Raw genomic sequence first — 12,981 nt, 5'->3', positions numbered from 1 at the left:
TGTAAGCGCTTTATTTTTTAATTATAGGAAGTATCGCCATGACTGTTGTACCTGTTTTGTATTCACTATATACTTCTACTCCATATTGTGATCCATACGATAACTTTATTCTTTCATTTACATTAAATAAGCCATATCCATTTTTATGTTCACCACTCATATTTTTTAAAGAATGATTCAATCGATGTAAGGCATCCGCTTCAATACCAATTCCTGTATCCTTTACGGAAAATAAAAGCTTATTTTCTTGGTTGCCTATACTGATTGAGATTTTCCCTTTCCCTCTTTTATTTCTTATTCCGTGATAAATTGCGTTTTCTACTAAAGGCTGTAAGATAAGCTTCAGTACCTGGTGATTTTTCACCGTTTCGTCAACATTCAATTCATATTCTATTTTGGATTCATACCGAGTCATTTGTATCGTGAGGTAACTTTTTATATGTTCGACCTCTTCTTCTACCGTTATGAATTCATTCCCTTTATTTAAGCCAATTCTGAATAAGGTTGTAAGGGCATTAACCATTTCGATAATTTTATAGGCTTTATACTCACTTGCCATCCATTGAATGGTGTCTAATGTATTGTATAAAAAATGCGGTTTAATTTGAGCTTGTAATATTTTTAGCTCTGCCTCTCTTTTACTTTTTTGTTCCTGATAAACCAAGTCAATGAGTTCTTCCACTTCCTGAATCATCTTATTATAGCTGTTGCCCAATTGACCAATTTCATCGTTATACTTCGAGTGAAAACGTAAGTCGAAGCGTCTTTCTTCCACATTCCCCATTAGCGTCTTGAGTTTTTTTAATGGTTCCGTTATCGTATTTGCAAAAAATAAAGATACTATCAAACTGATTATTAGCGTAATAATAGCAATTATTAATGTAAAGCCTTGTACTTTAGAAACAACCTTTGTCGTTTCATTAATAGAAAAAACACCGACAATCTTCCAACCAATATCAGGAATCGTATTATAAATAATTTGAAACTTGTCATGATCAATCTCTTTTTCAATTGGAGGAGACTCTTTTTTTGCTAACCATTTGGGATCTATGCGATAAACAGTTGAGTTTACTGGTGAATAGACAACTTTACTTTCTTTATCCATAATAAATATAAATCCACTTTTCCCAAGTTTGATCGATTCTATCACGCTTTTCATGAAATCAAATTTTAAATCGATTAAAATTACACCCTCAACTTCTTTGGTTGCAGGATTTTCTATTGCTTTGACAAGTGATAGGACATTGTTGACTTGGTAATTCTTTGTGTTTTTAAGATTTCTGCCAATTGGCTTACTAATTATCTGAACTTTCCCTGGTGTTTGTATGGCCTTTTTATACCAGGATTCTTTTGTAAGCGGATCTCTGGAAATACGTATCATTTCATTACTAACTAATTGATCGTACTGATTAACGAGGATGATTCCTGCAATTTCCTTATGCCGATCTTTATAAATCTGGACTTTTTCTTTGGCTGCCAGTTCTAACTTTTTTGATGGGTTTTTTTGTTCCATAAATTGTTCAACGACCTCTTCATTTGCTAAATAATACATAATATTATCATTCTCTTGAATTAGCATCTCAATATGATTCCATACTTGGTCAATCATCTGATCTGTGTGCATATTCGCTTCTTTTTCAATCGATTTTTTGTATATTTCCCCGCCAAAAAAACTTAATGTCATAATACACATGATGATTATTATGAAAAAATAGAAAAATAGTTTAAATCGAAGACTGCTGTTATTAAAATGTGATAACAATTGCGAACCAATAATTAACTCTCCCTCTCCCCTATAATTGGATCTAAATTATATTATTACCAATGTGACACTCAATTTCAATAAAATTCACAATAATCAAAATTCTTTTTTAATAAAATGATTTAATATAAAAATCGAAATTGTTATAAACAATTTCGATTTTTGCCCAAATATTAGTATTGTCGGGATGGTAATGCTTCTTCTGCTTTCTCTTTCCCTACAAAAACATCTTCATCTGTTTTAATCCATCTTTCAATTTCTTTCCCAGCTTGTAGATCTTTGGCAGCCTGAGCAAGTTGTGGCCCTAATAATGGATTACATTCGACAATGATATTTGCTTTCCCTGCAATAACAGCTTTAAAAATATCCTTGATTCCATCTACAGATACAACTTTGATATCTTCCCCTGGTTTCAATCCATATTCTTCAATTGCTTGAATGGCACCTAATGCCATATCATCATTATGAGCATAAACCGCATCAATATTGTCGCCATCCGATTTCAAAAATGCCTCCATGACTTCTTTACCTTTCGAACGTGTAAAATCACCCGTTTGGGATTTAATGATTTTATAGTTGGGGTTTTCTTTAATCACATTTGCAAATCCACCCATGCGATCATTTGCCGCACTTGCTCCTACCGTTCCTTGTAACTCGACAATATTCACTTTCGAATCTTCTCCCATTAAGTTAATTAACTCTTTGGCAGCGTTTTCGCCTTCAGTAATGAAATCAGATCCGATAAAGCTTGTATATAATGATTCATCTTTAACATCAATACCACGATCTAACAAGATGACGGGTATACCAGCATCCTTAGCTTCCTTAAGTACTGTTTCCCAACCTGACTCAACAACAGGCGCCAATGCAATTAAATCTACTTTTTGAGCAATAAAGCTTCTAAGTGCTTTAATTTGATTTTCTTGTTTTTGCTGAGCGTCTGAGAATTTTAATTCAAATTGAGGATCATCACCTAACGTTTTTTTAATTGAATCCGTTTCCGCTGTTCTCCAGCCACTTTCCGCTCCAATTTGAGAGAATCCTACAACGATTTTATCTCCCTTACCTTTCGTTCCGCTATCACTGCCTTCATCGCCTGAACCAGATGATTGGCTATTACACCCTGCCAACAAAAATATGGCCATCAATGAAGTAAATAAGAACATCCATAACTTTTTTGTTTTATCCATTTCTTTTCCCCCTTTATCTTATTCCCCATTAGATTACAGCTAAAATAAGGAATTGTATTTATAATAAAACAGGATTATTTATAATATTTCGTCTTTTTAAAGCGTTTTCATCAAAATCCTGAAGAAAATAAAGCAAGGAAATCCAGTAAGATCACATTTACAAAAAAACCAAGAGCAAGAATGTATTTCTTTATTGCTTTCCCTTTACCAATTCCCCATATAGGGGGTTCGTCACAGCCCATCAGGCGAAGTTTACATCATATCCTCCACATGAAAAAACGCTATGCTTATCGTAAGAAGCTTACGAAAAAGGATGGCGTTTTGGCTGAAACCTATCATTACTTCTACAGCGATTAAAGTAATTATCTCTACACAAAAAGGCCCCATTGACTACACTCCATCAGCCACTCTTAGTAGAAATAAAGGGGGAAGAAGAAATCAATTCACAAAAGGAACACGTGTAGAGAAGTTTTAGTTACTTTAATTGGAATGAAGTATCTTAATGATAATAGTGAAATGACCAGAGCTTTATGTGGAGCAGAACGAGTTTCAATTGATCAATACTTGAAGATATTTTCTGCATCATGACTGAGAGGGGCTATTCTGTTTATTCTTTATTAGATTCTATAGTTGTAACACAAAATCATAATCGAGGAAATTACCCTTTTACTATTTTTATAATTTCATTGCATGTTGTACACATAATTAAAGTAGGACCACTTAACTGTTTTATTTTCGACTGTTGTTGATGCTCACACTTTTTTATGGTGACTCCCCCCCATGTATTAAAACTTTTATTCAAGCCGTTGCCGAATGATATACCCATCGTACGAAATTTCCTCCATTATCTTTTTTTGTACGCATTTCCCTGAGATACGATTATACAAATAGACAAAGATTGTAGGGTTCCTGGGGACTACCATTAGATTACAAAAAAGTTCGAGAATAGTATTTACAATAAAACGCAATTATTTGTAATTTTTTAAACTGCACGAGCGTTACTCGCGCGTAACTCGTTAATTGGCGCTTCATATTCCAATATCCTTCACCACCAGGTCTAATTGAGCTGAATGGATTGATTCCGTACAATTAGTGAATTAAAAAAGCTCCTATTATTTGATAGGAGCTCCTGATGTTTTCCTTTGGCATCATGTTGACTTTACGGCATTGATTTCAAAAATAAAGGCACAGTCCTTAGTGAAGGATTGTGCCTTTGTCTTAGCTTTATTCTTGATTAAATCCGCTTTCATCCATGTAAAATACTTCCCAGGAATGTCCGTCGATATCCTTAAAACTCCAACCGTACATGAACCCATGATCAATGGCTTCATTAAAAGGCTTTCCGCCAGCATCGAATGCTTTATTCACGATTTCATCCACTTCTTCCTTACTTTTAACCGATAGGGCCACAATCGCTTCCGTACTCGTTGCTGTATCCGGGATTTCTTTTTTGGTAAACGATTTAAAATACTCTTCAACCAATAACATGATATATATCGTCTCACTGATAACCACGCACGTTGCATTTTCATTGGTCATTTGCTCATTAAACTGAAAGCCAACATTCGTGAAGAACTCTATTGAGGCTTCCAAATCTTTAACAGGCAAGTTAACAAAAATCTTTTCTGCTTGAACTCCCATCAAATTCACCCTCGCTTGAATTATTTTACGTTCATTCACCTACTATTCGATGCATTTTCGGAATATCCTGCTTGCATCAAAAAAGGAGAGACCGGCACCCCAGTCTTTTATGGCACTAAATATAAAAGATTCAAGAGCAACACTGGATCTTAGTCCTTTCTCGCCAAGTGCTCGCCTGCATATTTTGCAGCTTTTACTTTATTCATTTTTAGAAGGTTCTAGTTTTTTTGAAGGCACTTAACGTCTAATTGGACACTTTTACTTCAAATAAACTTTCATAATCTCCGTTTCGTTAATACGTGCTTGGGTGATAGTTGTTTTTTCTAGTTTTTCAACGAGCTCGCCATTCGTGATGACAATCGGAGTTACAATGCTGGGTGCGTTAGATTTTAGAAATTCGATATCAAATGTAACGAGTTTGTCCCCTGCTTTTACACTTTGCCCTTCTGCGACATGGACTTCGAATCCCTCGCCTTTCAGGTTAACTGTTTCTAAGCCAATATGTATTAACAATTCGATGCCACTTTTTGTGCGAAGGCCTAAGGCATGTTTAGTATGAAAAACCTGGACCACTTCTGCATCAAGAGGGGAGACAACCAAACCCTCCTCAGGCAGAATCGCTATTCCATCCCCCATCATCTTCCCGGAAAACACCGGATCCGGTACATCCTCAATATTCATTACTTGTCCATTTATAGGAGCAAGCAGCTGTTCCACATTTTCTTTTTTACCGAATAATTTTTTGAACATACTATCCCTACCTTCCTCTTTCAGTCGATATTATTAAGGTGATTTCAAGCCCTGTATGTGCTAATCAGTCCACACTGATTGTATCTGATTACATTCCTTCCTGTCCCATAGAATGAAAAATTGCATCTATTATTCATTACGAAATGATAATCGAAAGAATTGAATGTAATCATTTTTTCTTTTTCAATTTGGCTTCTGCTTTCTTTTTTATGTTTTCCTCCACTCTAAATGTAACGATCTCGCTTATTAATTCATAAGGAATAGGCTTATTTAGTGGAAACTGAACGGCCCCTTTTGAACTTTTATATTCAGATAAAGCATGTTCAAAAGCAGAGATCCCACCAGGAGTTGGATAAAACCCTATATGGTTTTTATAGGCAGCAAAATGCACGAGGTTTCCATGTAAAGCAAACGTAGGCATTTGATAACTCATCTTTTCTTCCGCTTCCGGAACTGCATCTTTTATGACTTTTCTTAACGTACTTAGTATCTCCTGAACCTCTTCGGGAAATCGTAGTATGTATTCATCAATCGTTTTAAACGTATTGGTTCCCTCCATGATTTCTCCTTTCATGTATCCCCAGAATACTTAACCCATATTATAACATTTTCTTCTGCCACTATCCTGCTACGTTACCCTTAAAAACACTTCAATTAAACAGAAATGCTCCATGAAAATATATCTGTTCCTGCCATTAAACCCATCATCAGGAATGTTTAAAGCAGGCCAAGTATACTAAGGAAGACCAGTCTGTTAGAAGCACCAAAGCATGCTAGTGCACTACCTCTTTTTTATTAAACCTTACATACTTTTAAGCGTCACTGACCATCTTAAAGAAGTATGCTAAAAAAATTTGGAGGTAATGATTTTGCAAAATGAAATGAATATGTCCAACCACCAACAATCAGAAAATATGATGCCAAATGTGAACCATGGTGGTCACGAAATATTTGATGCTCACGAGGTCCTTTCAGGATTTATTAATGTATTAGATCAGTATCAACTCTTTGACCAGCACATCAAAGACCAAGAGTTAAAAGCGATTCTTAACCATCAGTATACATTCATTACGGATGTATATAACATTGCCGTAGAAGCTTTCACTCAAGGAAAAAAGCCATCGCACGTTTCCCAGCCCTACGAAATGAACCAGAATAATGATGTTATATATGGATTAACTCCCTCTCAGCCTAAAAAGCCAAATCAATCTGTAAATGACATGAATGAACATGGCGTTTCAGGACATATGTTAGGCTTAATCAAGTCAACCGGATCACTGCTGGCCATGACTGCTGCTGAAATGACAAACCCAGTGCTAAGACGGGTCGTTGCTGACAGTGTCCCTAATTTTATTGAAATGGCCTATGAAATCTTTTTGTATCAAAACAAGCACCGCTATTACCAAGTACCACAACTGGCTCCACAGGATATGACACAAATGATTAAAAGTTTTGCCCCATCCACAAAAAATATAATAAATTAAAAGTCTCAACTCCAATTAAAAAGCCGAGTTATCCTTCATATTTCAAGGATAACTCGGCTTTCATCAGGGAAATCCAACTCTATTTGGTGCTTTTGAACCTCAGTTTCGAATCAGGTAAACATGATTGTACAACTAATTCATTTATCCCCGAAGGTTAGCCCTTTCTCAGCAAGTGCGCGCCTAAGCTGCTCCATTGCTTTTGGCCCCATCCCGTGCAGCTGTAGGATTTCTGCTTCACTTAGCTGGGTGAACTGATCCAAATGCACATACCCCGCCCCGACCAAGGCCCGCCGTGCAGGTTTCGCTAATTCCGTGGGCAGATCACTCTCGTTATTTTTCATGATTCATCCTCCTTATAAAAACAATATCCTACACACAGCAAACTTCTATATAGATCTCTCTCTAAAAATTGTTCCCTTTTATTGCTTTCGTATCATGTTTAAATATAGATATTTTTTTAGCCAGTTTCCACTCGTAAGAATAAAAATATGAACGATATCAAACTGATTTTTGAAGCATGAGCATTGTCGAATACATACGTGTAACTCATTGCTATTAATTTTTCTTTGGTTAACCTTCAGGAACGCTCCCCATTCTAGCGTTTACTCTAAATATTCCTTGGATGCCCGCTTCATTCCTCCTTGATTGATAGTATTAAATGTATCGTTCCTCTCTTGAAAAATGTATACTTTAATTGTTATCCTATTTTTTGGAAAAACATAGAATTGATTTTGGCGTTTCATAAATCCAGCCTTAAAGGAGAGTGTGTAATGAAAATCAAAATGTTATGTTTCATTCTTGTCCTGCTAGTCACTGGTTCCATGAGCACGATTCATGCAAGTGCAAACGGTCATACTGTGAAAGAATTGCAAATTGGGGAATCCTTCGATGGTGTGGATGGCACGATGATCATCCAAAACTTAAAAAATGATAAAGTCTATATCTATAACAAAAAGAGAAGTAAAGTACGTTTTACTCCAGAATCGACATTTAAAGTGGCGAATGCATTAATCGGCTTACAGACAAAAGCGGTGAGCGATGAATATGAAGTGAAGCGCTGGGATGGCGTAATCAGGGAATTTGAAGATTGGAATAGAGATCATACACTAGCTTCAGCCATGAGGCATTCAGTGATCTGGTATTATCAAGCAATGGCCCGCGATATTGGGGCGGAAAACATGCAGTACTATGTGAACATGCTCGATTACGGCAATCGTGATATCTCCGGTGGAATCGATCAGTTCTGGCTGGATAGCTCTATAAAAATATCTGCACAGGAACAAGTCCAATTCATCGAAAACCTTGTAGAGGAGAAACTACCCATTGATACGCAGCATATGAGAACGGTTAAGAGAATCATGATCAATGAAGAGGCTGACACATATGTCCTCCATGGAAAAACCGGTACACGCCTTTCCGATATGGGATTGGGCTGGTATGTGGGTTACATCGAAACGGACAAAGGGAAATGGGCCTTCGCAACGAACATGGACGGCAGCGGAAGCAAAGCCAAGACGATTACGCTTGATGCCCTGAAAGAGTTGGATATCATAAAAGAATGATAGTTCACGCATGCTCTTAATACTTGGGCATGCGTTTTTTTATATATACCTACAAATCTAAAATCATGTCACAGTATGTATGCACCATCGCTTTTTTATATCATCAGTTTCCACATATCTCATGAAAAAGGTGGTTTTATTCTCTACTTGCATTGAAAGGTAGATAGCCTGGGCTTTTGCATGCTCTGGAGCCTTTCTTTGGTTTGTCCAATCAAAAAAGAGAAAATTCTCATCTAATATAGTCTTGATAATATAGAAGGGGGATTAGTATTGAAATTATCCGAACTCAGGAAAACTTATGATGTAATCATTCCTTGTGGGAGTGCTTGCTCTCCCACTTTGAACCTTAGAAGACTTGGTTTAAGAAGTTTTTCTTTGCCTCTTGACTGGGTCTATACTGAGTCTTTTGCAGAAGTGGCAAGGCTATATGAAAACCAGTTCAAGGAATATATGGAATTGAGGAATTTGAATGTAGTAGATGGTTCCGGTACTTATTTTGACGATGACGTAGATATAACTGCTGTAAATACTTATTTGGTCAGAGATAACTACTATAAGGTTACTTCAGTTCACGAATTCCCCATCCTTCCTGATAAAGAGTGGTTTGAAACATATCCTGATTTTAAAGAAAATTTAAATAAAAGAATAGCAAGATTCAATGAAACAATGAACAATAGTGATTCAATCCTATTTGTTAGATGGTCAACATATGATGACCAAGCCTATTTGTTTCAACAAGCAATGCAGGACATGTTAAAAGAAAAAGTATTTAATGTACTAATATTAATCCCCTCGGATGAGGCAACAAGTATTTCTGAATTAGAATGGAACCTAGAAAACGTTTGTGTTTTAGAAGTTCCTAACCGAATTTGGGATGAGGACATTTGGAATCATGCTTTTAGTGGCATACAATTAAATTAACTTCTGTCAGGATTAATCCCTGGGCAAACCATGCTAATGTGTCAATGATTTCACTTTGGATGATTGTAGTTATTTTCTTAGGTTTTTCATCGAGCCAAAAATAATCATCGCTTTTTCGCTTCTTTCTTTTTTTCGTACATTAAGCAAATCATCTTGTTAAAGTAGGAATTATTTTATTTAGGCTATCATAAATCAAGTTATCCCCCTTGGGAATTAATAAAAGAGGTTGAAAAGAAAGGCATCTGCCAAAAGCAGATGCCTTATCTTCTTTACAGGGATCAAGTTAATCCTATCTCCCGTTTTCTTTTCTGCTTTATTGCCTTAGACTTTGGAACTTGCCGGGAGAGTGCGGCACATTCAGCAAATGAAAACTGTTTACACCCTTTACAACGGTTCTCATCAAGCTTGGATAAAGCTTTATTAATGGCATCACCTGTACTGGTAAAGAATTGTTCCTCACCTATCAGTTCAATAAATCCAGTTTTTATCAGTATTTCTTTAGGTTCGGGTTGAATCCCGGAAATCAACACTTGTAGATTGTGGAACTTGAATTGCTTCACGATGTCGGTTAGAAGTGCTTCTCCTGATGTATCAATAAATGGTACATTGCTCATTCTTAATAGGAGGACCTTTGGTTTAGAACGCATTATTTCCTCGATTTCTTCTTGCAGCCTTTCGATTGTACCAAAGAATAAAGGTCCTTCTATCGTATATATGTTAATCTGCGGACAGCTTGAACCTTGTTGCACCATTTCTGGTTTAACTAGTTGATCGGCTGGATCTGGTAATACCTTTGATAATTTCAATGTACCGCTCATCAGTTTAACGAACGATAGAATGGCTAATAGTAATCCGATTCCGACACCTGTTGTCAGGTCAATCAATACGGTTAACACGAAGGTAACGATTAATACGACCGAATCCATGGTTTTTGCTTTTATGATATGTGAAAATTCTTTGCGTTCGCTCATGTTCCATGCGACAAACATAAGAATGGGGGCCATACTGGCCAGTGGAATGGCCGAAGCATAAGGAGCCAAACTGACTAACACCAGCAATACCACCAGCCCATGAATCACACCTGATATAGGGGAAACTGCACCGTTTTTAATATTCGTTGCGGTACGGGCGATGGCACCTGTAGCCGGAATGCCTCCAAATAAAGGCGTAATCATATTGGTCAATCCTTGCCCTATCAGCTCTTTATTGCTGTTATGTTTACTGTTGGTCATTCCGTCTGCCACTACTGCGGATAAAAGTGATTCAATTCCTCCAAGCATGGCAATGACCAAAGCAGCCGGCAGGAGTTCAATTACTAGGCCGCCAGTGATCTGGGGAAACTGAAAATGGGGCAATGCATTAGGAATGGCGCCATAAGCCGATCCAATTGTCGCTACCTGACCTGGAAAGAATAAGCTGGCTACTAGAGTTGATACAATCAATCCCAGCAATGCCCCGGGGATTTTCGGTAAATATTTTGGAGTTACTATGACGAGAGTTAAACTTATGATAGCTACCAGTACACTATAGACATTCACTGTATTGAAGTTCAATAAGATTTCTTTCATATTTAAAAGAAAGGCTTCTTCTTTTTTTAAGTTACTGAGTCCAAAGAAATTGGCAATCTGCCCAGAGAAGATTATCACAGCAATTCCAGCTGTAAAGCCGATGGTAACTGGACGGGGTATAAACTTGATGAATCTTCCCAGTTTGAAGACACCCATAAGGAAAATCATGATACCTGCCAAGAAACCGGCGATTAACAGTTTTTCATATCCGTACTGCATGACCACCCCGAACAGGACCGGGACAAAGGCTCCAGTCGGGCCTGCAATTTGATATTTGGAGCCTCCAAAAATGGAGACCATGATTCCGGCAATAATTGATGTGTACAGCCCGTATTCCGGTCTTACTCCAGAGGCTATGGCAAAGGCCATCGCTAAAGGAATCGCTACAATCCCAACTACCACCCCGGCAACCAGGTCTTTCTGAAAATGGCCTAAGTTATATCCTTCAAGCCTGCTAGAACCCATCATTTTATCGCTCCTTCTTTTATTGAATATGTATTTCGTTTTTGGACATTTTCGCTATATCCATCTATGATTCGATCCAATTTACCCGTTTCGGGATGGATGACCATACCGTGAACGGCAATGGAATCCGGTAATAATGGGTGATTCTCGATCAAACGAACACTATTTGTTACACTCTCCTCAACGCATTGAAAACCCGACAGCCACTTTGATAAATCAATACCAGAGTTTGTAAGGACATCAATTTGCTCCTGACTGACTTTCTTCTGCTTTGCGGCATCAAGAAGTGAAGATGATTGAAGCCCCACCATACCGCATCCGTGATGTCCGATCACACACACTTCCTCCACTTTTAGTTCATAAATAGCGACAAGGATACTGCGCATAATGCTGCCAAAAGGATGAGAAACTATAGCTCCAGCGTTTTTAATGATTTTCGCATCTCCATTTCTTAACCCCATCGCCTTTGGAAGCAATTCCAACAGACGGGTATCCATGCATGTAATGATGACGATCTTTTTATCTGGATACTTTGTCGTTTGAAACTCTTTAAATTTGTTTGATCGACAAAAGTCTTGTTGTAATCCAGAATGCTCGAAATAACTGACATTACTTATTCTCCTTTCACGTGCAAATGTTCTATGTACAATAATCCAGATGCCTTTCATCCAACACTTATTTGGCTCTGCTTTATCATTTGGTGCTTTATTCCATGTTAAAGATATTAAATTAGAGTTAAATGATAGATGGATTAGAAATTAGTGAGAATTATTACAGTTTCTTCTCTTTTTTTTGCATTTTTCTTACTCAACGAAGTAAAAAAGGGTGATGCATATTAAACGATGCATCACCCTTTTTTATCTTTTGTTCCATTTACGTCTTGATTTATTCAGGTCCATCCTTATCATCTTCTTCATCATCTTCCCATGTGATTGTTTTTACTTCTTTTGTGTAGCCGTCCACTTGGACGACTGCGTCTCGATCGTCCTCTAATTCAACCTCGACCAAATAATAGGGTGTCTGATCTGAGGGTTGATAAAATTCTGTATCGTCACCTGTTCCTTTTACATGTTTTTCCGCAATCTCAATTGCTTCTTTTTCTGTAATGATACTATCCGCCACCATAGTTGAGTCAATAATAGTTCCTGTATATGGGTCGAGTATTAATGTGATTTTTTCGTTATTCTTATTTACAACTGCTTTATAATAGGGGTTGTCTTTCTCCTGCACAAAGTCAATTTGTTCCAGATCACCCTGTGATGAAATACGTGCCTTTATTTCTTTTTGGGTCAGTTGCTTTTGGGGTGTTTTTTCCGTCGTTTCTTCAGCTGCATGAACTATGGTTTCTTTTTTTATAGAACGAACTTCACCGCTTTTCGCATCCATCCTAATTTGATATACCCCAGTCTCAAGCTGCATTTCAATCTGATATTCTTCACCTTCAGTTTTCGTTGTCTTTATAATGGTTCCAGGATATTTATCCTTTGCTGTCTGGTTCACTTCTTCTTTCGTCAATCTTTCCGCGGATAATGATGGAGCCCACCATTGAAACCCGACGAAAAGCAGACCAAAAACGAGAGTCAATCCAGCTGTTATCAGCACTTTTCTACTCTTCATCGTATCCCCCATCCAACGTCA

12 protein-coding genes are annotated in these 12,981 nt (G+C 37.3%); 3 read left to right on the top strand and 9 right to left on the bottom strand.

Translation table 11 applies throughout. From position 1 onward, the window contains the following. Window positions 1-10: 10 nt before the first annotated feature. From ACQKMH_RS00745 to ACQKMH_RS00725, 5 genes are all read right to left on the bottom strand, one after another. On the bottom strand, window positions 11-1,684 hold the full coding sequence (locus ACQKMH_RS00745) for a cache domain-containing sensor histidine kinase (protein WP_427585631.1): 1,674 nt from the start codon (window positions 1,682-1,684) through the stop codon (window positions 11-13). Window positions 1,685-1,935: 251 nt separating this feature from the next. Then, the gene (locus ACQKMH_RS00740; protein WP_427585630.1) at window positions 1,936-2,952 is read right to left on the bottom strand and encodes an ABC transporter substrate-binding protein; all 1,017 of its coding nucleotides are present in this window, start codon (window positions 2,950-2,952) and stop codon (window positions 1,936-1,938) included. Window positions 2,953-4,176: 1,224 nt separating this feature from the next. Next, complete coding sequence (locus ACQKMH_RS00735) at window positions 4,177-4,593, bottom strand: VOC family protein (RefSeq protein WP_427585629.1); 417 nt, start codon at window positions 4,591-4,593, stop codon at window positions 4,177-4,179. Window positions 4,594-4,851: 258 nt separating this feature from the next. Then, a complete protein-coding gene (locus ACQKMH_RS00730) occupies window positions 4,852-5,343 on the bottom strand; it encodes a PTS sugar transporter subunit IIA (protein WP_427585628.1) in 492 nt (163 codons plus the stop codon). Window positions 5,344-5,512: 169 nt separating this feature from the next. Then, window positions 5,513-5,902 (bottom strand): iron chaperone, encoded by a 390-nt coding sequence (locus ACQKMH_RS00725; protein WP_427585627.1) that lies wholly within the window; start codon window positions 5,900-5,902, stop codon window positions 5,513-5,515. 328 nt (window positions 5,903-6,230) lie between these two features. Between ACQKMH_RS00725 and ACQKMH_RS00720 the strand changes: the two genes are divergently transcribed. Then, the gene (locus ACQKMH_RS00720; protein ID WP_427587468.1) at window positions 6,231-6,827 is read left to right on the top strand and encodes a spore coat protein; all 597 of its coding nucleotides are present in this window, start codon (window positions 6,231-6,233) and stop codon (window positions 6,825-6,827) included. Window positions 6,828-6,964: 137 nt separating this feature from the next. Here the strand turns inward: ACQKMH_RS00720 and ACQKMH_RS00715 are convergent, their stop codons facing one another. Next, entirely contained in the window at window positions 6,965-7,168 is a 204-nt protein-coding gene (locus tag ACQKMH_RS00715) for a DNA-binding protein (protein ID WP_427585626.1), read from the bottom strand. Window positions 7,169-7,597: 429 nt separating this feature from the next. Here ACQKMH_RS00715 and blaOXA point away from each other — a divergent pair, with 429 nt between their 5' ends. Further along, window positions 7,598-8,389 carry a class D beta-lactamase gene (blaOXA, locus tag ACQKMH_RS00710; RefSeq protein WP_427585625.1) on the top strand — a complete coding sequence of 264 codons (792 nt, stop codon included), beginning with the start codon at window positions 7,598-7,600 and terminating at the stop codon, window positions 8,387-8,389. Between the two features lie 270 nt (window positions 8,390-8,659). Beyond that, on the top strand, window positions 8,660-9,310 hold the full coding sequence (locus ACQKMH_RS00705; RefSeq protein WP_427585624.1) for a DUF1796 family putative cysteine peptidase: 651 nt from the start codon (window positions 8,660-8,662) through the stop codon (window positions 9,308-9,310). A gap of 278 nt (window positions 9,311-9,588) precedes the next feature. Here ACQKMH_RS00705 and ACQKMH_RS00700 read toward each other — a convergent pair whose 3' ends face one another. The 3 genes from ACQKMH_RS00700 to ACQKMH_RS00690 form a co-directional block, all read right to left on the bottom strand. Next, window positions 9,589-11,346 carry a SulP family inorganic anion transporter gene (locus ACQKMH_RS00700; protein WP_427585623.1) on the bottom strand — a complete coding sequence of 586 codons (1,758 nt, stop codon included), beginning with the start codon at window positions 11,344-11,346 and terminating at the stop codon, window positions 9,589-9,591. Beyond that, entirely contained in the window at window positions 11,343-12,011 is a 669-nt protein-coding gene (locus ACQKMH_RS00695) for a beta-class carbonic anhydrase (RefSeq protein ID WP_427585622.1), read from the bottom strand. Before ACQKMH_RS00695 ends, ACQKMH_RS00700 begins: the two co-directional genes overlap by 4 nt. A gap of 217 nt (window positions 12,012-12,228) precedes the next feature. Further along, on the bottom strand, window positions 12,229-12,960 hold the full coding sequence (locus ACQKMH_RS00690) for a PepSY domain-containing protein (RefSeq protein WP_427585621.1): 732 nt from the start codon (window positions 12,958-12,960) through the stop codon (window positions 12,229-12,231). Window positions 12,961-12,981: the final 21 nt, after the last annotated feature.

Source organism: Peribacillus sp. NPDC097895 (assembly GCF_050277555.1).
Lineage (GTDB): Bacteria > Bacillota > Bacilli > Bacillales > DSM-1321 > Peribacillus.
The sequence above is the reverse complement of the archived record's forward strand: the minus strand, read 5'-3'. Positions and strand labels throughout refer to the sequence as shown.

Excerpts from the sequence above, each read along its gene's own strand:
- ACQKMH_RS00745 (WP_427585631.1), bottom strand. The coding sequence starts at position 1,684 with ATGACATTAAGTTTTTTTGGCGGGGAAATATACAAAAAATCGATTGAA.
- ACQKMH_RS00740 (WP_427585630.1), bottom strand. The coding sequence starts at position 2,952 with ATGGATAAAACAAAAAAGTTATGGATGTTCTTATTTACTTCATTGATG.
- ACQKMH_RS00735 (WP_427585629.1), bottom strand. The coding sequence starts at position 4,593 with ATGGGAGTTCAAGCAGAAAAGATTTTTGTTAACTTGCCTGTTAAAGAT.
- ACQKMH_RS00730 (WP_427585628.1), bottom strand. The coding sequence starts at position 5,343 with ATGTTCAAAAAATTATTCGGTAAAAAAGAAAATGTGGAACAGCTGCTT.
- ACQKMH_RS00725 (WP_427585627.1), bottom strand. The coding sequence starts at position 5,902 with ATGGAGGGAACCAATACGTTTAAAACGATTGATGAATACATACTACGA.
- ACQKMH_RS00720 (WP_427587468.1), top strand. The coding sequence starts at position 6,231 with ATGTCCAACCACCAACAATCAGAAAATATGATGCCAAATGTGAACCAT.
- ACQKMH_RS00715 (WP_427585626.1), bottom strand. The coding sequence starts at position 7,168 with ATGAAAAATAACGAGAGTGATCTGCCCACGGAATTAGCGAAACCTGCA.
- blaOXA (WP_427585625.1), top strand. The coding sequence starts at position 7,598 with ATGAAAATCAAAATGTTATGTTTCATTCTTGTCCTGCTAGTCACTGGT.
- ACQKMH_RS00700 (WP_427585623.1), bottom strand. The coding sequence starts at position 11,346 with ATGATGGGTTCTAGCAGGCTTGAAGGATATAACTTAGGCCATTTTCAG.
- ACQKMH_RS00695 (WP_427585622.1), bottom strand. The coding sequence starts at position 12,011 with ATGAAAGGCATCTGGATTATTGTACATAGAACATTTGCACGTGAAAGG.
- ACQKMH_RS00690 (WP_427585621.1), bottom strand. The coding sequence starts at position 12,960 with ATGAAGAGTAGAAAAGTGCTGATAACAGCTGGATTGACTCTCGTTTTT.